This window comes from Caldicellulosiruptor sp. DIB 104C, from assembly GCF_028198085.1.
In the GTDB taxonomy this organism is placed as follows: Bacteria; Bacillota; Thermoanaerobacteria; order Caldicellulosiruptorales; family Caldicellulosiruptoraceae; genus Caldicellulosiruptor; species Caldicellulosiruptor saccharolyticus.
In genome coordinates, this window is the sequence record NZ_CP116337.1 from 855,756 (window position 1) to 876,925 (window position 21,170).

26 protein-coding genes are annotated in these 21,170 nt (G+C 35.6%); 15 read left to right on the forward strand and 11 right to left on the reverse strand.

Going from position 1 to position 21,170, the window contains the following annotated elements:
- Nucleotides 1–16: 16 nt before the first annotated feature.
- Genes larB through larC form a run of 3 tightly spaced genes read left to right on the forward strand, consistent with a single transcriptional unit; the run spans nucleotide 17 to nucleotide 1,919 of the window.
- The gene (gene larB, locus PGC14_RS04165) at nucleotides 17–778 is read left to right on the forward strand and encodes a nickel pincer cofactor biosynthesis protein LarB (RefSeq protein WP_271629607.1); all 762 of its coding nucleotides are present in this window, start codon (nucleotides 17–19) and stop codon (nucleotides 776–778) included.
- A 29-nt stretch (nucleotides 779–807) separates the two neighbouring features.
- A complete protein-coding gene (locus PGC14_RS04170) occupies nucleotides 808–1,545 on the forward strand; it encodes a LarC family nickel insertion protein (protein WP_271629608.1) in 738 nt (245 codons plus the stop codon).
- A 2-nt stretch (nucleotides 1,546–1,547) separates the two neighbouring features.
- The gene (gene larC / locus PGC14_RS04175; protein WP_271629609.1) at nucleotides 1,548–1,919 is read left to right on the forward strand and encodes a nickel insertion protein; all 372 of its coding nucleotides are present in this window, start codon (nucleotides 1,548–1,550) and stop codon (nucleotides 1,917–1,919) included.
- Between the two features lie 77 nt (nucleotides 1,920–1,996).
- Here larC and ychF read toward each other — a convergent pair whose 3' ends face one another.
- The 6 genes from ychF to PGC14_RS04205 form a co-directional block, all read right to left on the reverse strand.
- The gene (ychF, locus tag PGC14_RS04180) at nucleotides 1,997–3,085 is read right to left on the reverse strand and encodes a redox-regulated ATPase YchF (protein WP_271629610.1); all 1,089 of its coding nucleotides are present in this window, start codon (nucleotides 3,083–3,085) and stop codon (nucleotides 1,997–1,999) included.
- Between the two features lie 176 nt (nucleotides 3,086–3,261).
- Nucleotides 3,262–3,417: a hypothetical protein gene (locus tag PGC14_RS04185; protein ID WP_187147297.1), complete on the reverse strand. Its 156-nt coding sequence runs from the start codon at nucleotides 3,415–3,417 to the stop codon at nucleotides 3,262–3,264.
- A gap of 51 nt (nucleotides 3,418–3,468) precedes the next feature.
- Nucleotides 3,469–4,134 carry a lytic transglycosylase domain-containing protein gene (locus PGC14_RS04190; protein WP_271629611.1) on the reverse strand — a complete coding sequence of 222 codons (666 nt, stop codon included), beginning with the start codon at nucleotides 4,132–4,134 and terminating at the stop codon, nucleotides 3,469–3,471.
- A gap of 31 nt (nucleotides 4,135–4,165) precedes the next feature.
- Nucleotides 4,166–4,423, reverse strand: a complete 258-nt coding sequence (locus PGC14_RS04195) for a hypothetical protein (protein WP_127351968.1) — start codon at nucleotides 4,421–4,423, stop codon at nucleotides 4,166–4,168.
- Between the two features lie 23 nt (nucleotides 4,424–4,446).
- Nucleotides 4,447–6,264 (reverse strand): heme NO-binding domain-containing protein, encoded by a 1,818-nt coding sequence (locus PGC14_RS04200; RefSeq protein WP_271629612.1) that lies wholly within the window; start codon nucleotides 6,262–6,264, stop codon nucleotides 4,447–4,449.
- A 120-nt stretch (nucleotides 6,265–6,384) separates the two neighbouring features.
- Nucleotides 6,385–6,585: a hypothetical protein gene (locus PGC14_RS04205; protein WP_011917244.1), complete on the reverse strand. Its 201-nt coding sequence runs from the start codon at nucleotides 6,583–6,585 to the stop codon at nucleotides 6,385–6,387.
- Nucleotides 6,586–6,683: 98 nt separating this feature from the next.
- Here PGC14_RS04205 and PGC14_RS04210 point away from each other — a divergent pair, with 98 nt between their 5' ends.
- The 3 genes from PGC14_RS04210 to PGC14_RS04220 all read left to right on the forward strand — a co-directional run bounded on the left by PGC14_RS04210 (nucleotide 6,684) and on the right by PGC14_RS04220 (nucleotide 8,819).
- A complete protein-coding gene (locus tag PGC14_RS04210; protein ID WP_011917245.1) occupies nucleotides 6,684–7,115 on the forward strand; it encodes an EamA family transporter in 432 nt (143 codons plus the stop codon).
- A 52-nt stretch (nucleotides 7,116–7,167) separates the two neighbouring features.
- Nucleotides 7,168–7,989 (forward strand): AraC family transcriptional regulator, encoded by an 822-nt coding sequence (locus PGC14_RS04215; protein ID WP_039766406.1) that lies wholly within the window; start codon nucleotides 7,168–7,170, stop codon nucleotides 7,987–7,989.
- Between the two features lie 101 nt (nucleotides 7,990–8,090).
- Nucleotides 8,091–8,819: an SIMPL domain-containing protein gene (locus PGC14_RS04220; RefSeq protein ID WP_271629613.1), complete on the forward strand. Its 729-nt coding sequence runs from the start codon at nucleotides 8,091–8,093 to the stop codon at nucleotides 8,817–8,819.
- A gap of 67 nt (nucleotides 8,820–8,886) precedes the next feature.
- Here PGC14_RS04220 and trxA read toward each other — a convergent pair whose 3' ends face one another.
- Together trxA and PGC14_RS04230 are read right to left on the reverse strand one after the other, a co-directional pair.
- Complete coding sequence (gene trxA, locus PGC14_RS04225; RefSeq protein ID WP_011917248.1) at nucleotides 8,887–9,213, reverse strand: thioredoxin; 327 nt, start codon at nucleotides 9,211–9,213, stop codon at nucleotides 8,887–8,889.
- Between the two features lie 44 nt (nucleotides 9,214–9,257).
- Nucleotides 9,258–9,527, reverse strand: a complete 270-nt coding sequence (locus tag PGC14_RS04230) for a metal-sensitive transcriptional regulator (RefSeq protein ID WP_011917249.1) — start codon at nucleotides 9,525–9,527, stop codon at nucleotides 9,258–9,260.
- Between the two features lie 418 nt (nucleotides 9,528–9,945).
- Between PGC14_RS04230 and PGC14_RS04235 the strand changes: the two genes are divergently transcribed.
- Together PGC14_RS04235 and PGC14_RS04240 are read left to right on the forward strand one after the other, a co-directional pair.
- Nucleotides 9,946–11,106 carry a glycosyltransferase family 4 protein gene (locus PGC14_RS04235; RefSeq protein ID WP_039766408.1) on the forward strand — a complete coding sequence of 387 codons (1,161 nt, stop codon included), beginning with the start codon at nucleotides 9,946–9,948 and terminating at the stop codon, nucleotides 11,104–11,106.
- The gene (locus PGC14_RS04240; RefSeq protein WP_271629614.1) at nucleotides 11,103–12,185 is read left to right on the forward strand and encodes a D-glucuronyl C5-epimerase family protein; all 1,083 of its coding nucleotides are present in this window, start codon (nucleotides 11,103–11,105) and stop codon (nucleotides 12,183–12,185) included. Before PGC14_RS04235 ends, PGC14_RS04240 begins: the two co-directional genes overlap by 4 nt.
- Nucleotides 12,186–12,189: 4 nt before the next feature.
- On the opposite strand, the gene PGC14_RS04245 is transcribed toward PGC14_RS04240, so the two are convergent.
- Entirely contained in the window at nucleotides 12,190–12,342 is a 153-nt protein-coding gene (locus tag PGC14_RS04245; protein ID WP_187147298.1) for a hypothetical protein, read from the reverse strand.
- Nucleotides 12,343–12,448: 106 nt separating this feature from the next.
- On the opposite strand from PGC14_RS04245, the gene PGC14_RS04250 reads away from it, so the two are divergent.
- From PGC14_RS04250 to cysK, 6 genes are all read left to right on the forward strand, one after another.
- Nucleotides 12,449–13,111 (forward strand): tRNA (adenine(22)-N(1))-methyltransferase, encoded by a 663-nt coding sequence (locus PGC14_RS04250; RefSeq protein WP_271629615.1) that lies wholly within the window; start codon nucleotides 12,449–12,451, stop codon nucleotides 13,109–13,111.
- Nucleotides 13,105–14,205, forward strand: coding sequence for a Nif3-like dinuclear metal center hexameric protein (locus tag PGC14_RS04255; RefSeq protein WP_271629616.1), 1,101 nt, complete (start codon nucleotides 13,105–13,107; stop codon nucleotides 14,203–14,205). Before PGC14_RS04250 ends, PGC14_RS04255 begins: the two co-directional genes overlap by 7 nt.
- A gap of 34 nt (nucleotides 14,206–14,239) precedes the next feature.
- Entirely contained in the window at nucleotides 14,240–16,261 is a 2,022-nt protein-coding gene (gene ligA / locus PGC14_RS04260; protein ID WP_271629617.1) for an NAD-dependent DNA ligase LigA, read from the forward strand.
- 5 nt (nucleotides 16,262–16,266) lie between these two features.
- A complete protein-coding gene (locus PGC14_RS04265) occupies nucleotides 16,267–17,910 on the forward strand; it encodes an ABC1 kinase family protein (RefSeq protein WP_307742497.1) in 1,644 nt (547 codons plus the stop codon).
- Between the two features lie 20 nt (nucleotides 17,911–17,930).
- Nucleotides 17,931–18,239 (forward strand): phasin family protein, encoded by a 309-nt coding sequence (locus PGC14_RS04270; protein ID WP_011917256.1) that lies wholly within the window; start codon nucleotides 17,931–17,933, stop codon nucleotides 18,237–18,239.
- Nucleotides 18,240–18,336: 97 nt separating this feature from the next.
- Nucleotides 18,337–19,263 carry a cysteine synthase A gene (gene cysK / locus PGC14_RS04275; RefSeq protein ID WP_011917257.1) on the forward strand — a complete coding sequence of 309 codons (927 nt, stop codon included), beginning with the start codon at nucleotides 18,337–18,339 and terminating at the stop codon, nucleotides 19,261–19,263.
- 40 nt (nucleotides 19,264–19,303) lie between these two features.
- On the opposite strand, the gene PGC14_RS04280 is transcribed toward cysK, so the two are convergent.
- Both PGC14_RS04280 and PGC14_RS04285 read right to left on the reverse strand, forming a co-directional pair.
- Nucleotides 19,304–19,666: a regulator gene (locus PGC14_RS04280; RefSeq protein WP_271629619.1), complete on the reverse strand. Its 363-nt coding sequence runs from the start codon at nucleotides 19,664–19,666 to the stop codon at nucleotides 19,304–19,306.
- 38 nt (nucleotides 19,667–19,704) lie between these two features.
- Nucleotides 19,705–20,601 (reverse strand): KaiC domain-containing protein, encoded by an 897-nt coding sequence (locus PGC14_RS04285; RefSeq protein WP_011917259.1) that lies wholly within the window; start codon nucleotides 20,599–20,601, stop codon nucleotides 19,705–19,707.
- Between the two features lie 337 nt (nucleotides 20,602–20,938).
- Here PGC14_RS04285 and PGC14_RS04290 point away from each other — a divergent pair, with 337 nt between their 5' ends.
- Nucleotides 20,939–21,154, forward strand: coding sequence for a FeoA family protein (locus PGC14_RS04290; protein WP_011917260.1), 216 nt, complete (start codon nucleotides 20,939–20,941; stop codon nucleotides 21,152–21,154).
- Nucleotides 21,155–21,170 lie beyond the last annotated feature (16 nt).

Sequence of the window (21,170 nt, forward strand, 5' to 3'; positions counted from 1 at the left end):
AAATGGAGAGAAGGCTATGGATATAAGAAAGATATTAGAAGATGTAAAAGAAGATAAACTATCTATTGACGAAGCTCTCAAGATACTTTCCAGACTTCCATTTGAAGATATAGACTTTGCAAAGATAGACCATCACAGAAAGATTCGCCAAGGGATGTCTGAAGTGGTTTTTTGTGAAGGGAAAACTGAGCAGCAAGTTTTGAAGATTTTTGAAAGGATGATTGAAAAGGGAGAGGTAAATATTATCGGTACGCGTGCGAGCAAGGAACTTTATGAATATCTAAAAGAAAACCTAAAAGAGGATATAGTCTATTATGAAGTTGCAAGGATTGTCTGTGCAAAAAGGGTTGAGGTAAAGAAGAACCCCAAAGGCCATGTAGCAGTAGTATCTGCTGGGACTGCCGACCTTAAAGTGGCTGAAGAGGCGGCGATTATTTTAGAGATTTTGGGGAATAATGTAAAAAGAGTATATGATGTTGGTGTTGCAGGAATTCACAGGCTATTTTCTCATCTTAATGAGATTCAGTCGGCAAACGTGATTATTGCAGTTGCTGGAATGGAAGGTGCGCTTGCATCTGTTGTTGCTGGGCTTGTGTCAAGGCCTGTGATTGCTGTGCCAACATCTGTTGGATATGGCGCTAACTTTAAAGGACTGTCAGCACTTCTTACCATGCTAAACTCGTGTGCGAATGGTGTTGCGGTTGTCAACATTGACAACGGGTTTGGTGCGGCAGTTGTTGCGCATATGATAAACTCTTTGGCAAACGGAAATTTGTAAAATTTTGAAAGAGGGGATTTGAGAAAACTATGGTTATCTATTTTGATGCACCATCTGGAATTGCTGGTGATATGCTGGTTGGCTCTTTGATTGATGCGGGAGTTGATTTTGAGTATATAAAGTCAAATATAGCTTTGCTTGGGCTTGATGTTGAAATAGACCTTAAAGAAAAAATGGTGAACGGTATTAAAGCCAAAAATTTTGTTGTAAATGTTTTGCAGCATCATCACGATGATTATGCTCACCATCATCATAGAACCTTTAAAGATATCAAAAAGCTTTTACAAGAAAGCAAGCTGCCAGAAGCTGTAAAAGATTTGTCAATCAGAATTTTTGAAAAGATTGCAAAGGCCGAAGCAACTGTTCACGGTATGGACATTGAAGAGATTGCATTTCATGAGGTAGGCGCTGACGATTCAATTGTGGATATTGTTGCATTTTCACTTTGTATTGAGTATTTAAAGCCTCAAGAGGTTTTGTTCTCACCACTATCTGATGGAAGAGGGTTTACAAAATCAATGCATGGAATAATCCCTGTGCCGGCACCTGCTGTTTTGGAGATAGCAAGACAAAATGGTATTCCAATTGCAACTATAGATATTGGTACTGAGCTGATAACTCCGACTGGTATAGGGATTGCAGCAGCAATTTCAAACGGTTTTGTGAACATGCCGAGAATGCAGATAGAGAAAATTGGGTATGGCAGTGGAACAAAAGATCTTCCCATTCCTAATGTAGTAAGAGCAATCATAGGAAAAAAAAACTAAACTTGAGTAGCAAATACTTTGAGATATTTGCTAACGTTGATGATATGACGGGTGAGGAGCTGTCGCTTGCTCTTGAGAAGATAATGCAAGCCGGTGCATTAGATGTGTATTTTACTCCTATTTATATGAAAAAGGGAAGACCTGCATATAAGCTTGGGGTAATTGTGAAAAGTGAAAGTTTTGAAGATGTAGTAGATGCAGTATTCAGATGGACTTCCACGATAGGTGTTCGATATGTTGAGCTAAAGCGCATAGAGATGGAAAGAAAACAAGAAAATATGAAAGAAGTGCCACTTAGGTTAAAAATTAGCTCGTATAAAGACATAAAAAGGCTAAAATTAGAGTTTGAAGACATCAAAAAATTGACAGAATAAAGTTTCAAAAAAGGGCTGGCGATTGCCGACAACTTGGGTAAATAATCGCCAGCCCCTTTAAATATGTTTTCTTTCATTTACACATTGAATCTGAAAATTACAACATCGCCGTCCTGCATAACATAATCCTTGCCCTCTGAGCGTACAAGTCCCTTTTCCTTTGCCTGAGCAAATCCGCCGCATTCAACTAATACGTCAAACGGAACAACCTCAGCCCTGATAAACCCTCTTTCAAAATCGCTATGGATCTTTCCTGCTGCCTGTGGTGCTTTTGTGCCTTTTTTGATTGTCCAAGCCCTTACTTCCTTTTCACCAGCTGTTAGGAAAGAAATGAGCCCTAAAAGTCTATACCCTGCCTGGATTAAATTGTCAAGTCCTGATTTTTCAATTCCCAGCTCTTTTAAGAATTCCTTCTTTTCTTCATCTGGCAGAGCTGCAATCTCTTCTTCTAACTTTGCACAGATAACAATTACCTCTGAGCCTTCTTGTGCGGCAATTTCTTTTACAACTTTTACATATTCATTTTCCTTTCCAATGTCTTTTTCAGATATATTCGCAGCATATATTGTGGGCTTGAATGTAAGGAGGTTTAAAGAGTTTACAAACTTTAAATCTTCCTCATCATCAAACTTCAAAGTACGTGCCATTCTGCCGCTTTCCAAAGTAGAATATATCTTCTCTAAGATTTCAAGCTCATGGGCTGCTTCTTTGCTGTTTTTTGCAAGTTTCCGAGTTTTTTCAAGGCGTCTTTCTAAGACCTCCAAGTCGGCAAAGATTAGCTCTAAATTAATTGTCTCGATATCTCTTTTTGGATCAACACTTCCTTCAACATGTACTATCTCAGAGTCATCAAAACATCTTACCACATGAACTATTGCATCAACCTCTCTTATATGAGACAAAAACTTGTTGCCAAGACCTTCGCCCTTGCTTGCGCCTTTTACAAGCCCTGCAATGTCGACAAACTCAATAAATGCAGGTGTTACCTTTTCGGGATTATATATCTTTGCCAAAACTTCAAGTCTCTCATCAGGTACAGCCACAACTCCAACATTTGGCTCAATTGTACAGAATGGATAGTTTGCTGCCTCTGCACCAGCTTTTGTAATTGCATTAAAAAGGGTGCTTTTGCCCACATTCGGAAGTCCAACAATTCCAAGTCGCATCTTAGTTTTTTGCCTCCTATAAAAACTTTTGTGTAAAAGAATTTATTTACAAGTAAAGAGTATAGAACAAATCAAAAGGAAAATCAATCTATGTAAAAAATAAATTCTTGGTAAAATAAAAAGGCTGCTTTGCTCAAATAACCAAAGCAAAACAGCCTACCTAATTCCCACTTTTTTTAGTCCCTTTTTAACTTCTTTCCAATGAGTATTCCTAACATCATACCTTTGCAAAGTCCAGTTAGATACATTCCAAGCATTTTTAGCATATTTTTCTTGCGCTTTAGCATGTTATACATCTCTTTATGCCTATTATAAAGCTTTCTTGTTCTCATATTACTCATCACACCCCTCTTACAATTAATATGCTCAAAACAAGAGGGGTTTTATACATCATACACTCTATATTTCTGGGATAACAAAAGCACTTTTTGAACATACTCTACAGTTTCATCAAAAGGCGGGATACCGCCATACTTTATGACATTTGCAGGTCCTGCATTATATGCTGCAAGTGCAAGTTCAATATTACCTCCGAATTGTTCAAGCTTTTCTTTTAGATATCTTATTCCACCATCTAAATTTTCAATTGGGTCATAGGGGTTGACACCAAGCGCTTTTGCAGTTTCTGGCATGAGCTGCATAAGTCCAATTGCCCCAGCTTTTGATATTGCATCTTGTCTAAAACCAGACTCTGCTTCGATTACACTCAAAACTAAGCTCGGCGCAAGTCCATACTCTTTTGCCTTTTTTGTTGCAATATTTATGATTTCACTTTTGCTAAGATTTGTAGATAGATTATAAGGTGTATAACTTGACTTTTCAAGTTCATAGATTTTATTTGCAAAGCTTTGGTTTTGCAAGGCCTTTGTACTTTCAACGTTTGATAGCTGCTGGTAGGTGGTAATTGCTACATCTTTATTTATAGAAGCTGTAAAACTATTTTGGAAAATGGTTTTAAAACTCTGTGGCAGATTATTATTGTTTGCAATCCTCACAGCAATCTCTTCAAACTTTTGGGCTATTATCTCATTTACGTTTGGAATATTCATCTTTCTCTTTCACCTATATCCAAAATTTCTTTTAACATTCTAATTTCATCATCTGAAGTTTTACATGTTCTAAAGTTTTAATGTCACTTTCAAAAGCTTTTATCTCCTCTTCTTTTGCCTGCATGTGAAGGATGATAAGTCCTTGATTTGAACAGCTGTCGCTGCCAGCTTCATGTATACCAAGTCTTGTTTTTATTAAACACCCATGTTTTGTCAAAATTTCTTGCAGTTTTGGAGCATCATGAAGTCTGTTGTCAACCAAAATTGCGACAATGTAAGTTTGGCACATTTTTAAAATCCCTCCCTTTAAATTTATAATCGGTATTTTGAAAGCTCTTCTTTAAATACATTTGAAAGATTCTCAAGGTCGGCTACTTTTGTCAAAAGGTCTTTGATGCTCTCTGCGTACATAGAGATTGAAGCTGCCATCTCCTGAGCTGATGCCGAGTTTTCTTGTGAGATTGCAGAAAGTGAGGTAATTGTTTCAAAGACAGAAGAAATCCTTTCTGCCTCAGAAGACAAGGTTTCTATCTGAGAAATTAAAGTCTCAACCACGTTAGATATTCTTTCGATATTTTGGCTGTTCTTATTCACAACCTCATTCAAAGTGGATTCGCTTTTAACAAGCTTTTCAAACTGCTGTGTTAAAGTAGTAGAAAGCATTTCAACCTCTTCTACAAATGTCTTTAAACTCTTGTTGATTGTCTTAGCAAAAGACATTGTACTGTCTGCAAGTTTTCTGATTTCGTCTGCCACAACCGCAAACCCAACACCAACATTTCCTGCCCTTGCTGCCTCAATTGATGCATTTAGCGCAAGCATATTTATCTGATTTGAAATCTCAGCAACAGTTGATGTAATCTTCATAACCTCATTAGCTTCTTCAGATAGCTTTGAACCTTTTTGAACTATCTCAGAAAACTCTGTAGAAAGAAGATTGATATCTTTTGCAGCACTTAAAATATCTTTGCCTGAGTTGTTAAGCGTCTGGTTTACATCAGCAAGGACATCTTTTGTTTGAGTTTGTTGAGATACAATTGACTTTAAATTTTCTATATTTTCATTTAAAATGGTAACAGCCTTTTCAATTTCCTCTGCCTGATGAACAGCACCTTGGGCCACGTCATTTACAATTCCAGAAACAGAGTCTGAAAGATTTTTCATCTTATCAGCAATCTCTTTGATGTTTTTTGAAAAGTTATAAATCTCATCACTTCCACCTTTTAGCAAAAGCAAATCCTTTTTAATAGAAGACTTTGTTATTACGACAATCTTTGAAAAGTCTTCAAGCTTGTCATTTGTCTTTATGAAAAGTGAGCCACTAAAATCAAGGTTTTTAAGAGAGCTGAGCTCATCTTTTATAGGCTTTAGAGGTCGTAGGATGAAGAATGCGGCAATGAATGTTGTAATGAAGGTAAGTCCAGCCATAAGAAGATGATTTGCGTATTCTTCTTTGTTGGGATCAAAGAGAAAACTTAAGATAATTACAGCTATTGTAGAAAAGATGGAAATCTTAAACTCTAATGACCTTATAAATCCTAACCCTGCAATTATATTAAATAGTGCTTTTTTAACCTTTCGGTTTGTCTTTTCAAATCTGATTCTTATTTTTAAATGATAAAAACCTTCTTCGTCCTTGAAACGCTCAATTTCTTCAAAATCCAATTTTTCATTAAAAAACTCAGCACTTCCTTCTAAAAGTCCCAAAAAGTAGTCATAAAAACCACGCTTTGAGACATATGTTATGTATGCTTCATTTGGTGAGATTTCTTCAAACAAAATGCGTGGGGGATTTGCTCCTTTTATCATGCGAGTGAGCTGAGAGTGTACATCGTCCATATACTCTAAAAAGCCTTTTAAAGAGAGTCTCTGGAAATATGACGGAAACCATTTGCTAAACGTTTTTATATTGTTTTTTCCAATCTCTCTCCACATCTGCTGAGGCGAAATGTTTGCCTTTTCACATGCATTTTCGATCATCTTGTGAACTAAACTATCATCAATGTCATCTGTCGGAGAAATTATGGTTGAATCATCTAAACCTATTCCCTTCTCAGCATATCTTTTTACATCGTCTCCCCATATATTTCCAATTGTTTCAAGCCATGTTAGAACTACTGTACCTTTCAATGCTCCATTTCCCCTTTCTAAAGATGTGCGATATATTTTAATAATACCACAAAAATATTGTGTTTTGTCATCAATGTATAATAAAAAATTAAAACTTGAAATAAAAAAAAGAGCACATTTTTAAGTGCCCTTTTCATTTCTTCTCTTGGCTTCACTTTCAACAAGCCTATCTAAGAATATTGACTTTTCAAACACCTCTTTCCTGGCGATAATACCCTTGTCGACAAGCACTTCTATTAGTGATGTTATCATCAGAGTATTTTTGTAATCAACTTCTTTCAGTTGAGCTATTTGAGATAAAACATCAACTGTCTGTTTCAATTTTTATCAACCCTTTCTTTAAGTTGTAATTGATATCATTTTGATTATTGTCTAAAATGTAATTAGTTATACATCTTTGATATTGGAGGGAAAAGATTATGAACTATTTGTGGCTCATATTTGGACTTTTATCAGCTCTGTTTGCCTCTCTTGTTGCAATCTTTGGCAAGATTGGTCTTAAAAATCTTGACACAAACGTGGCAACAGCAATAAGAGCGGTCATTATGGCCTTATTTCTGGTTTTAGTAATCATATTTCAAGGTAGGCTAAACAAAATAGGAGAAATATTGGCGAGCAAAAAGGCTATTTTGTTTATCGTTTTAAGTGGTGTTGCGGGGGCACTGTCATGGCTATTTTACTTTTTGGCTCTCAAGAATGGAAAGGTTCAGCAGGTTGCACCAATTGACAGGCTTTCTGTTGTGTTTGCAATAGTGCTTGCTGCAATTTTTCTTGGTGAGAAGATTTCGTTTTATACAGGCTTAGGAGTTTTGCTTATCGCTATCGGGTCTATTTTTGTTGCTCTTGGCTGATATAATATGATATAGAGATTTTATTTGACAAGAAAGGTGATAGACTTTTGCTATGAAAACCTGTTTTATTGTCAATACATCACTTGAAAAAGGGCTTCCAATCTATCTCAAAAGCGTTGGTTCTAATGAATACCAAGAACATGTTATAAGAAAAAATGGGCATCCTGATTATCATTATTTGCATACATTAGAAGGAAATGGATATTTGATTGTTGATGGGCAAAAGTACTTAGTTGATGAGAATACAGCCTTTTTCTTGTATCCAGGCATTGCCCATGAGTATTTTGCAGCAACATCTAAGTGGTCGACCATTTGGCTTACTTTTAATGGACCTGCATCAGAAACAATTCTCAAAACAATGGGAATAAGACCTTTTGAAATATTCAAGCTCACAAACAAAAAGTACTTGGAAGGAATGTTAGAAGCAATATCGAACAAAGCAAGTGTCTATAATTACATTGTGTCAATTGAATGCTCTCAGCTTATCTACAGCTTTATTCTTCACATGTTTTTAAACCTTCAAAATAAGATTGAAAAAAACTTTGAAAATAACTATTTAAAGCTTTTACCAGTACTTCAGTACATTGAAGAAAACTATAAAAAAACTATTTCCCTTGATGAGATATCAAGCATAGTAAATCTTTCGCCACAGCATCTGTGCACAGTATTTAAAAAAACATTTCAAACAACTCCTTATGAGTACTTAATAAGGGTTAGAATTCAAAAGGCAAAAGAACTTTTGATGAGGCAAAGCTCAATTCAAATAAAAGAGGTTTGCTATGAAGTTGGTTTTAAAAATCCAAGCTATTTTTGCTATATGTTCAAGAAATTAGAGGGTATTACCCCTTTGCAGTTTAAAAGGCTTTTTGGATAGATTTTAAAAAGTAAACGCAACATTTACCAAAGTGGAGGCGTTATAATGTTTAGAAAACAGTGTGAAAAGAATTTTATTATTTTTATTTAGGAGGGATTTTAGTGAAAACAAAAAGATTAAAGGTAATGCTAATAGTAATTGGTCTATTGTTTGTAAACGCCTTTATATTTTCTCTATGGAGAGCTGAAGCCTCGTCAGCTCCAGCATCTCAATCAAAGACAGAGATAAATGTTAAAGGAATAGCTTCAGTTTTTGCAGAGCCTGACATTGCAGTTGTGACGTTTGGTGTTTTGAGTGAAGATATTAGTGCAGATGCTGCTTATTCCAAAACATCTTCAAAGATAAACAAAATAATAGATGCAATAAGAAAACTTGGCATTGATTCAAAGGATATCAAAACACTTAGAATTAGCGTTTACCCAAAATACTCATATAACAAGGACGACAACGCATCAAAGATAATTGGTTTTTATGCATCAACAGACCTGACAGTCACAGTGAGAAATATATCCCAGGTAGGGAAAGTTGTTGACATTGCATTTAAAAACGGCGCAAATACTTTTTCTGATCTGCGATTTGACATTTCAAACGTAGCACCATACTATAATCAAGCCCTTGCAAAAGCACTTGAAAATGCAAAAGAAAAAGCAAATGTTCTGGCAAAAGGGCTTGGGATTAGCTTAGGAAAACCAAGGATTGTGAATGAAAATATCTATGTAAACGCACCACTAATTGTATACAAGACTCAGGAGATGGCACTTTCAGCGTCATCTTCACAAGTACAAGCAGGAACAATAGAAATAAAAGCAGAAGTTACGCTTACTTACTAAAATTTTTTCAAAACAAAAACAAAAAACAAATGGCAGCACTTTAATAGTGCTGCCATTTTTGAAGTCTTTATAAGTTTCTGTTTATGAAGTTTACAAAATCACTCTTTGGTCTTGCACCAATTATCTTGTCAACAGCTTGACCATTTTTAAAGAGCATGATAGTTGGTATACTCATAATTCTAAATGCATATGCAATATCGCCATAGTCATCAACATTTAATTTTGCGAACTTGACTTTGCCAGCATACTCTTGAGCGAGCTCTTCAATAACAGGCGCAACCATTCTGCATGGTCCACACCATGCAGCCCAAAAATCAACAACTACAGGGATATCCGATTGTAATACTTCCCTTTCAAAGTTTTCGCTTGTTAAAGTTACAATGTTGTTTGCCATCTTTATCACAGCTCCTTTCAATTTTTATATATACCCATTTTTATTTATTTGATAAACCTTAGTAAGGTTTCTATCAGCTCATCAATACTTTTTTCATTCTCGGTATTTTTGTACTCAGCAATACATGACTTTGAATACTTTTCAAGAATAATTGCACCCACCTTATTAAGAGCAGCCTTGACAGCTGCTATTTGAGTTAAAACCTCATTACACGACTTGTCATTTTCAATCATCTTCTGGATACCCTTTATTTGTCCTTCAATTTTGCGAAGTCTCAAAAGCAGATTTTCTTTTTCTTTATAAAGCTCATCCATTTTTCAACCCTCCGTATACCATATACCCCTATCACTTATTTATTATACCCACTTTCATTATTTTGTCAACAGAAATTTATAAGAAAATAAATGGTATTATTGATACAAAAATACATAAATAAGAATTTTGAAGAAAATTAAAGCTATAATTAGTATTACGGCTGAAAATCTTATTAAATAATTGCTAAAAGCTAAAAATTGCAAAAAATCGAGTTAATATCAACTTGACAAAAATTCGCAGATATTTATAATGAAAATCAAGGAAGGTCAAAGTAAAACAAGTCAGGGTATAAAGTCTAAACTCCATGTCGTTCGCGGTTTTCCAGAAGGCAGAATAAAAAGGTATAGTGCAAGATAAATAGGGAAAAATAATTATGTCCTTTTAGTAATTAAAATTATTGAAAAGGGAGGGATTAAAGTGTCTATCAAACCAGTTTTTGTAAGCACTTATCCCCCAAGAGAATGTGGTATTGCCACATTTACACAAGATTTGGTAAATGCAATTGAAAAATATAATGATGTAAGACATTGTTATGTAATTGCACTTAGCAAGGACAAACATCTTTATGACAATAGAGTTTTGTATGATATAAATCAAGATAAATTTTCTAATTATGTAAAAGCTGCTAATTTAATTAATGTGTCAGATATTGATGTTGTTATAATTGAGCATGAGTATGGTATATTTGGTGGGGAGGATGGGGACTATATAGTTCCATTTGTAAAGCTTATCAAAAAGCCAATCATTACAACATTCCACACAGTTTTGAAAAATCCAACAGCAAAACAATTTGAGATACTCAAAAAACTTGCTGATGCAAGCTACAAGGTAATAACTATGGCAAAGACAACAAAAGAGATATTGACGGATGTATACGACATTGAAGAGGAGAAGATAGAGATAGTTCACCATGGAGTACCATATATGGACTTAGAAGATAAAGAAACCTTAAAAAGAAAATACAATCTTGGTGGGAAAAGGGTTATAAGCACATTTGGATTAATTAGTCCCGGCAAGGGTTTGGAGTATGCTATACAAGCTATGGACAAAGTAAGAAGGGAATTTCCGGATACAGTGTATTTGATTTTGGGTCAGACACATCCAAATATAAAGAGGCTCAAAGGTGAAGAGTACAGAGACAAGCTTGTAAATTTGGTAAGAGAATTAAAATTAGAAAACAATGTGATATTTGTTGACAAGTATCTTACAAAAAGAGAGATAATGGAATACCTGCGCCTATCCGATATCTACCTCACTCCTTACATAGGGAGGGAGCAGGCGGTATCAGGGACACTGGCATATGCAATTGGCAGCGGCAAGGCAATAGTATCAACACCATACACTTACGCACAAGAGATGCTCTCTGACGGAAGAGGAATGCTGGTTGAATTTGAAGATGCTCACTCTATTGCAGATGCTATCATAACCCTCTTGAGGGATGAAAACCTCAGGAAAGAGATTGAGAAAAAGACGTTGGAGATTGGAAAAGAGATGTACTGGCACAATGTTGCAAAAAGGATGATTGATATATTCTACGATGTAGTACAGCTTAATAAGAAGGTTGGGGTGATAGCATGAAGAAAGGTATGAAACGCCTTGTCCTACCTTCGTTAAACACAAAGCACCTGTTTAGAATGACAGATTCAACTGGTATTTTGCAGCATGCAAAATTCTCTGTTCCAAACTACAAAGAAGGATATACAACAGATGACAACGCACGAGCTTTAATTGTTGCACTCAGGCTTTTTGAAAAGACAGGTGACAAAGCTTACTTGGATTTGGTTTACAGATACATGGCATTTTTGTATAATAGCTATACTGACGATGGATATTTCAGAAACTTTATGAACTACTCAAGGGTGTTTATTGACGAAAAGGGAACAGAGGACTGTTTTGCAAGGTCACTCATAGCCCTCTCTTATGTCTATTCCTCTGATGTACTTGACAGCAGCATAAAAGAGCTCTCATATGTAATGTTAAAGCGCTCGCTCAGAAATGTCCTTGAATTAAAGCATCCTATCAGTATGGCATATGCAATCATAGCTTTGTCTATGCTGCATGACATTAAAGAATTTTCAAATGAGGCAAAGATGTACTTAGAAGTCCTCTCTGAAAAACTTCTTAACCTTTACAGAAAACATTCCGATGAAAATTGGAAATGGTTTTCTGACAAACTCACATATGCAAACGCGATCATTCCTTATGCACTTTTCAGGGCATTTGCGGTAACCGAAAAAGAAAAGTATCTAAAGGTTGCAAAAGAGTCACTTGATTTTCTTACAACCATTTTATTTGAAAATGGAATTTTGCGTGTGATTGGTAACAGAGGCTGGTATGAAAAGGGGAAAGAGCGTTCATACTTTGATGAGCAGCCAATAGATGCATGTGACTGTGTACTTGCGTATACAGAGGCGTATAAGATTACTGAAGATAAAGAGTACAAAGAAAAAGCTCTAAAAGCGTTTAGATGGTTTTTGGGCGAAAATGTTCACAAACAGCCTTTGTACGATGAAAAAACTGGCGGGTGTAGAGATGGAATTGAAGAAGATGGAATAAATCAAAACCAAGGTGCAGAGTCAACAATTTGTTACCTTTTAGCAAGACTTTATATTGAAGATTTGATAAAAAGTGAAGAGAAGAACAAAGAGGTTGTGTAAAACTTCACAACCTCTTTTTTTCTTCTGATTTTTTAAAAATTGGCTGGTTTTGTTTTTCAATGGTGGTTGTAAGTTCATCTTGCAAACTTCCTTTGTTTACATGAAGAAAATTCTGGAATGTTTCTCTTTCGCTTTCAAAATCCTTAAGTTTTTTCATTTTTTAGTCATCTTCTTTTCTAACAAAAGTTTGATATTATTATTTACAAAAACTATAATTGTTATTAGAAAAATTTTTAAAACATGAAAAGAAGGAAAGAGCACAGGTGTATTCAAAGCGAATAGAAGCAATTTTGAAAATTTTAGAAAAGTGCACCACGCTTGCTGACATTGGCTGTGACCATGGCTATGTTGCTGTTGAGGCAATAAAAAGAGGGCTTGCATTGAGGGTATTTGCAGTTGATATAAATCAAAAACCTCTTCAAAAAGCAATAGAACTTTCAAAAAAAGAAGGAGTTTTTAATAAAATAGAGTTTTTCGTGGGAAACGGATTTGAACCGATTAGAGAGCCAGTTGACCAAGCTGTTATTGCTGGAATGGGTGGAGAGACAATCTCAAATATTTTGTCTTCTGCTAAAGACAAGGTTAAAAACACAAAGCTCATTTTGCAGCCCATGAAGGATATAGAACTTTTAAGAAGATGGCTTTTTGAAAATGGATTTGATATAAAAGAGGAATTTGTTGTAAATGATAAAGAAAGATTCTACGTAATAATGAAAACAGAAAAGTCATTTAATATTGAATATTCGGAGATTGACGTATATGTAGGAAGACACGTTCGCAATAAGAGCAAGGAATCATTAGAATACCTTTTGAGAAAAAAAGAGAAACTGAGAAAAATAGCAGAGATGAAGAAAGAAAATAAAAAAGATTTTTCGGAAGAAAAAAAGGTCTTAGAGATGATTGAGGAGGTTTTAAATGAATGGTAAGCATCCAAGAGATTGCAACGTTTTTGGAAAATTACTTTTCCAAGAAACTCTCATATGATTGGGACAATGTAGGGCTTCAGGTAGGTAGTTTTTCAGCAAAGGTAGACTCAATATTGATTTGTGTTGATGTCACAGAAGATGTTTTAAATGAGGCAAAAAAACTTGGTGTGAAGCTCATTATCTCACATCATCCTTTAATCTTTCAGGGGTTAAAATCAATTAAAGATGACACACCTGAGGGAAGATTAATAATAGATACTATAAAAAATGATATAGCTATTTTATCTTTTCACACAAATGCAGATGTCTCAAAGCATGGTATAAATTTTTATCTTGCAAAACTTTTAAATCTTGAAAATGTTGAAGGTTTGAGTGTAAAACAAAAAAATGGGTATTTTAAGATTGTTGTATATGTTCCCTCAGATTACAAAGAAAAAGTGTTAGAAGCCATGGCGCAAGAGGGTGCCGGGTTTATTGGAAAATATAGTCACTGCTTTTTTGCAGTTGAAGGGCAAGGCTGTTTTAAGCCACAGGAAGGTGCAAATCCTTTTATAGGGAAAATTGGCGAGCTTGAGAGTGTAAACGAGGTAAGGCTTGAGAGCATTGTTCCAGAGGACAGACTCAAAAATGTGATAAAAGCCATGCTAAAAGCCCATCCGTATGAAGAGGTTGCATACGATATATACAGACTTGAAAATGAGATTTCATATGAGTATATAGGTGTCATTGGTGGGAAGAATATTGAAGCTGAAAATCTTATAAAAGAACTGAAAGAAAAACTTAATCTCTCATTTGTAAAAGCAAGTCTTGTAAAAAACCAGTTTAAGAAGATTGCAATTGTAAGTGGTTCTGGCAAGGACTTTATAAAAGATGCTTATTTTAAAGGTGCTGACTGTCTCATTTCTGGTGAGATAGGGCATCATGGAATACTTTTAGCAAGATCGCTTGGAGTTAGTATAATTGAACTTGGACACTATGAAAGTGAAAAAGTTTTTGTAGATGTAGTTTTTGATCTCTTTGACAAATTTGATAAAAAAGACAGGCTTAAAATATACAAATCACAGGTGGATACAAGTTATACTAAGGTTTACTAAAGTAGAATTAAACCAAAAAAAGGGTGGGAAATGTATGAGTGAGTTTATTAGAAAGAGGATTCGAGAGCTTGTTGACCTTATCAATTATCATGATTATAAGTACTATGTTGAAGACAATCCAGAAATAAGCGACTACGAGTATGATATGCTCTACAGAGAGCTTGTTGAACTTGAAAAACAGTATCCAGAATACATCTTCCCTGACTCACCCACACAAAGGGTTGGTGGCAAGGTAAAAGAAGGGTTTAAAGAGGTTGTTCACAGGGTACCGCTTTTATCACTTTCGAATGTGTTCAGTGAAGGGGAGCTTTATGATTTTGACAGAAGACTGAAAGAACTTCTTGGCACTGACGATTTTAATTATGTTGTGGAGTATAAAATTGACGGGCTTTCTGTTGCGCTTGAATATGAAAATGGTCTTTTTGTAAGAGGTGCAACACGCGGAGATGGTAATGTGGGTGAAGACGTTACTGAAAATTTAAAGACAATCAGGTCAATTCCGCTGAAGCTCAAAGAAGATATAAACATAGTTGTCCGTGGCGAGGTGTTCATGCCAAAAGATGAATTCATAAAGCTAAACCAAGAAAGAGAAGAAAATGAAGAGCCGCTTTTTGCAAATCCAAGAAACGCAGCAGCAGGGTCGCTTCGCCAGCTTGACCCCAGAATAACAGCACAGAGAAAGCTTGATATATTTGTTTTCAATGTTCAGTGGTGTGAAAAAGAACTCAAAACTCACGATGAGGCGCTAAGGTACCTAAAACATTTAGGATTTAAAGTTTCACCTGACTATGTTGTTTGCAGCAATATAAAAGAGGCATATGAAGCTATTAAAAAGATAGAAGAAAAAAGGGGCATGCTTCCTTTTGAAATAGACGGTGCTGTTGTGAAACTAAATCAATTAGCCCTGCGTGATGTGGCAGGTTCAACTGCAAAGTCGCCAAGATGGGCAGTTGCTTATAAATTCCCGCCAGAGAAAAAAGAGACAAAGCTCATAGATATTGAAGTAAATGTTGGCAGAACAGGTATTCTTACTCCAACTGCAGTGCTTGAACCTGTAAGAATCTCAGGTTCGGTTGTGTCACGTGCAACTCTTCACAATATGGACTATATAAGGCAAAAGGATATCAGAATTGGTGACACAGTAGTAGTTCAAAAAGCAGCGGAGATAATACCAGAGGTTGTTGAGGTTGTGTTTTCAAAGCGCACAGGAAATGAGAGGATTTTTGAGATGCCAAAAAAATGTCCTGTGTGCGGAGCAGATGTTATAAAGTTTGAGGATGAGGTTGCATACAGATGCACAGGTGTTGAATGTCCTGCAAAAAGCTACAGGCTAATTTTGCACTTTGTGTCGCGTGATGCAATGGATATTGCAGGCATGGGCGAGATGATAGTAAAAAATCTATTTGAAAGGGGTTTAATCAAGACACCTGCTGATATTTATGATCTGAAGTTTGATGATTTAGTAAACCTTGAGAGGTTTGGCGTCAAATCTACAAACAACTTATTAAAGGCTATAGAAGCGTCTAAAAAACGACCTCTTGACAGACTAATATTTGCCTTGGGTATAAGACACATTGGACAAAAAGCTGCAAAGACATTGGCAGAGCATATATCCTCAATTGACGACCTTTTTACCATTACCGAGGAGGAACTTTTAAAGCTTCCTGACTTTGGTGAGAAAATGGCAAAAAGTGTTGTAACCTTTTTCCGTCAGGAGCAAACAAAGCACCTGATTGAAAGGCTAAAAAAAGCAGGGGTTAATACAGTCTCTGAGAAAAAAGCAAAGTCAGACCTCTTAAAAGGATATACATTTGTGCTGACAGGTGCTCTTTCAAAGTACTCAAGAAGCCAAGCAAAAGAGATTTTAGAGACTTTGGGGGCAAGAGTGAGCGAAAGTGTCTCTAAAAAGACTACTGCTGTGATTGTTGGTGAGGACCCTGGCAGCAAACTTACAAAAGCCCAAGAGCTAAATGTAAAGATTTTGTATGAGCAAGATTTTGAAAAGCTAATTTCTGCAAAGTCACGCGAAGAGGTTGAAAAGATTTTAATGGAGTGAGTTTGTTGGCAAACGCAAGAAAAAGAAGAATCAATAGGCTGAGGTATATCACCAATGTGTTTATAAAACATGGATTTGGGTATGTGTTTAGCAGCACCCCACTTGTGCGATTTAGAAGATTTTCCGAAAATAGGATAAACAGAGGTGTAAGGCTAAAAAAAGCTTTAGAGGAGCTTGGCACAACATTTATCAAGATGGGTCAGCTACTTGCAAACAGACCGGATTTAGTTCCTGAAGACATTATTGTTGAGCTAAAAAAATTACAAGAAAATGTAAAGCCCTTTTCTTTTGAAGAAGTAAAAAATGTATTAAAAGAGGAAAATTTGCTTGAAAAGTTCGAATACATTGAAAAAGAGCCAATTGCAACAGCGTCAATTGGGCAGGTTCACATCGGATATGTAAATGGTCAAAAAGTGGCCATTAAAGTAAGAAGACCAAATATTGACAATGAAGTAAAAACTGATATAGAGATATTGAGAAAGCTTGCATCTATTTTAGACAGGTACTCACCAGTTAAAAGTATTATAAGCTTTTCTGAGATTGTAAATGAGCTTGCAAATGTCCTTTTGCATGAGATTGATTTTAGGTTTGAACAGAGCAATATGAAAAAACTCAAAAAAGCTCTATCAAACAAAGAAGTTATCATTCCAGATGTCTATGATGAACTTTCATCAGATAAAGTTTTGGTTACAAGCTTTATTGAAGCAAAAACATTAAATGCTATTGATGTTGACTCTCTTCCTCAAAATGAGAGAGTAAAACTTGGGAAAAAGCTTATAAATCTTTACCTATCACAAATATTTGAACTTGGAATATTCCACGCAGACCCTCACCCTGGTAATATTCTAATTACAAATGACCATGGCATTGCGTTTGTAGATTTTGGTATGATAGGAAGACTCAGTAGCCAAGACAAAGAAAGCCTTTCAACTTTGTTACTTGGAATAGTTCTAAATGACAAGAAAATGGCAATAAAGGCGTTTAAAGAGCTTGGGATTATTAGCAGGGGTGTTGATGCCAACAAGTTTTACAAGGAAGTTGAGAATATAGTTAATCATTATATCAACCAGCCTATTGCTTCAATTAAAATTGCGGAGATATTCAATGACGTGTTCAAACTCACATTTAAGTATAAGCTAAAAATTCCTGAGCAGCTTGTTTTACTTGGGAGGACTCTGAGCCTTCTTGAAAATAGCATAGCAATTTTGAAGGTTGATTTGAACATCTTAGAAGCAATTTTGCCTTATGTAAACAGGCTAATTTTGAAGAGTAGATTGTCAAAGCTGAGACTGACAAATATCCTAAATGTGCTATTTTCATATTTTAATCTATTTGAATTTCTGCCCAAAAAAGTTGAAACAATCCTTGACAAGCTTGAAGATGATGAGTTTATCTTAAACATTGAGCTAAAGAATTTAGACAAGGTACTGCAGAGAATTGAGAGGCTTGCAAATAAATTTTCACTTTCGATTATACTTCTGTCTGTGAGTATAATAATTGCAGGGATGACAGTTGGGGGGCTTTTGTCCCCTGCATTATATAAAACAATTTTATCTACTTGGTATTTATGGGCTTTAAGATTGGGTATATTAATATTGATTAGCCTTATTATTGTCATGCTTTTGATGATTATAAGAAAAGAAAAATAAAATTATGGAGGTGTAAAAAAATGAAAGACCTTTTAGAAAAGGTTATCAACATTGGGCTTGGTGTATTTGCGCTATCTAAAGAAAAGGTAGAAAGGGTTGTGAACGAACTTGCTGAGAAAGGTGAGATTAGCAAGAATGAAGTACAAGAGGTAATTCAAAAGATAATGGAAAAAGGTGAAGAACAGAAAAAAGAGCTAAACGAGTATATATCAAAACAGGTTGAAAGTATATTGAAGAAGATGAATCTTGCAACAAAGTCTGAGGTTTTGACAGAAGAAAGAATAAGAGAGATTGTAAGAGAGGAAATTTCAAAGTCTCAAAATCAATAAATAAAACTACTTTTTTTAATTTTTTTTGACATATTGATGAGAAAGTTATATAATAAAATAAAAACCGACTATTTCGATTGGATTTGGGGGTATATAAATGATTTACAACAATATAACTGAGTTAATTGGAAAGACACCGCTTGTGAGGCTAAATAAGCTTTCAAAAGAACTTGATGCAGAAATCATTGCAAAGATAGAGTATTTCAATCCTGGCGGAAGTGTTAAAGACAGGATAGGTCTTGCAATGATTGAGGATGCTGAGAAAAGGGGACTAATTAACAAAGACACAGTGATCATTGAGCCAACAAGTGGCAATACAGGTATTGCTCTTGCAATGGTATGTGCTGTAAAAGGCTACAAGCTCATTTTGACCATGCCAGAGACAATGAGCATTGAAAGAAGAAAGCTGCTTCGGGCATATGGTGCAGAGATTGTTTTGACACCTGGTGAGAAGGGAATGAAAGGTGCAATTGAAAAAGCTTTTGAGATTTACAACTCAACTCCTAACGCTTTTATGCCTCAGCAGTTTGAAAATTTAGCAAACCCAGAAATTCACAGAAGAACAACTGCGCTTGAGATTTGGAATGATACAAACGGTCAGGTTGACATATTTGTTGCAGGTGTTGGCACAGGTGGTACAATTACAGGTGTTGGAGAAGTGTTAAAAGAGAAAAAACCAAGTGTGAAAATTGTTGCGGTTGAACCTTTTGAGTCTGCAGTGTTGTCAGGTGAGATGCCACGGCCTCACAAGATACAAGGAATCGGTGCTGGGTTTGTACCAAAGGTTTTGAACACAAAGATTTATGACCAGATAATAAAAGTAAAATCTGATGATGCGTTTGAGATGTCAAGGTACTTAGCAAGAGAAGAAGGGATTTTGGTTGGAATCTCATCAGGTGCAGCACTTTATGGCGCCGTTGAGGTTGCAAAAAAGAGTGAGAATAAGAAGAAGATGATTGTTGTTCTTCTTCCTGACACAGGTGAGAGGTATTTATCAACAGATTTGTTCAATGTGAATGTGTAAAAAATTCCGGCTCTACGCAGTCTCTGCATAGAGCCGTTTTTTATTTTCCACTTTGGCTTTCCTTCCATGTCTTGTATGCAAGTTTTGCAATACCACCTGCAATATGAGTTTTTTCGACACTATCACCACTTTCGAGCTTGCTCTTTGCATACTCAGGCTTGCTCTGCAAAATTGCTTTTGTTGTTTGAGTGCTAATTCCCAAAAATTCAGCAATCTCATCTGCTGATTGGTTTTCTTCACTGTGAAGGTAAATGACAAAAATAGCTTCCATCAGTGATGCAAGCCATGTAAGTCTTTTGTACTCAACAAGCTTTCTTGGTCCACCCAAGATGTCAATAGCAATTGAGAAAATTTGTTTTATAACCTCATCGATATTTTGCTGCACCAAATCAATCCTTTTCATGGCCTGCACCCCTTTTTTGTATATTTTATTTACTTTATTTATTCTTTGTCTTCTTTTTGCTGGCCTGCTATATATCCGAGCGGGTACAGAACCTTTATGAGTCCGTTTTGCTCAATCTCAAATACATATGTTTTTGAATCATGGCCACACATTCTACATCCATCAACTCTCAAAAGACGAATAACATCACCAATTGGTCTTTTGAATGTACTGCTGTCAAACCTGTTCATAATAACTTGTTTTGAAAATACAATTGTGCCATCAACAATATGACTTACTGCATATCCGCCTGCAGCCTCAGCAGAGAGATGTTCCTGTCCACTTCGCTTTTGTGAAATCATCAAGGTTGTGAGTCTCTTTGATTTTAGAAAATTATAGATAGTTCTCACAATTTCTCTTGCGTAAATCTCTTTTGATTCAAATAATCCTGTAACAGAGTCAATTACCACGTTTTTTATATTAAATCTTGTGGCTGCATTTTCTATTGTCTTAATGAAGTTATTTATGTTACCGCGGATATTAAAGTCTTTGGTAATGTCAAGCATGTACACATTTTCTTCAACTTTTGACTTGTCAATATTCATGGCAGCAGCACGTGAAAGAAGTGAAGAGTACAGAAACTCCGCAGGTGTTTCAACTGTGATATAAAGAACGCTATTTCCTTCATTTGCTTGAGTAACAGCAAACTGCTCAGCAAATAGACTTTTCCCAGTGTCAGCAACACCACTTAGGTTTATAACAGAATACGCGGGAATTCCACCAAGTGGTTTTACAACAGGCTTGCCAGTTTCTTTTGAAAATTCAGCCTTGTAAAAAAGCTTATCTATGCCATCCACTCCAGTTTTTACTCCAAACAGCTCTGGTGCAGACTTTGACAGGTCTTTGAGCTTTACAGCATCTACTGTGGCTTGTACTTCACTGCTTGTTTTGTTCACTTTTTTTCACCCCCCTTTTTTTGATTAAAGGAGGATTATATACTCTTCCAATTATAAAAATAATTACAAATATAGACTTTGTCAAGGTCAAAAAAGGTCAAAATTTGCGAAATTTTGCGTCAAATGGCTAAAAAATTGAGAAAAATTACTCTTTTCTTTCACAGCTTTGATTTTTAGCTTTATTCTGAAAACCTTCTGAGATTTTGCTTGACTTGTTAGAAAAAATTTGATATCATTTAATTGAGAATAATTCTCAATTAAAATAAACTATCAATTACAACACGTTTTCAAAGACAAACTTGAGCATTGAAGATTGTAAAAAAAGAGGTGAGGATTTATGACATTGGACATGGTATCAAAAGGGCAGGAAGTTGTGATAAAGAGTATAAAGAGCAAAAATGCAAGGATATATGCACTGAGATTTGGGATAAATGAAGGAAGTAGAGTCAAGTGCATTGCTAAAATAAACAATGGGCCTGTTATTTTACGCAAAAACCATCAAGAGGTTGCGATAGGGAGAGAACTTGCAAAACAGATAGAGATTGAACAATGATATGAAAGGGGTTTGA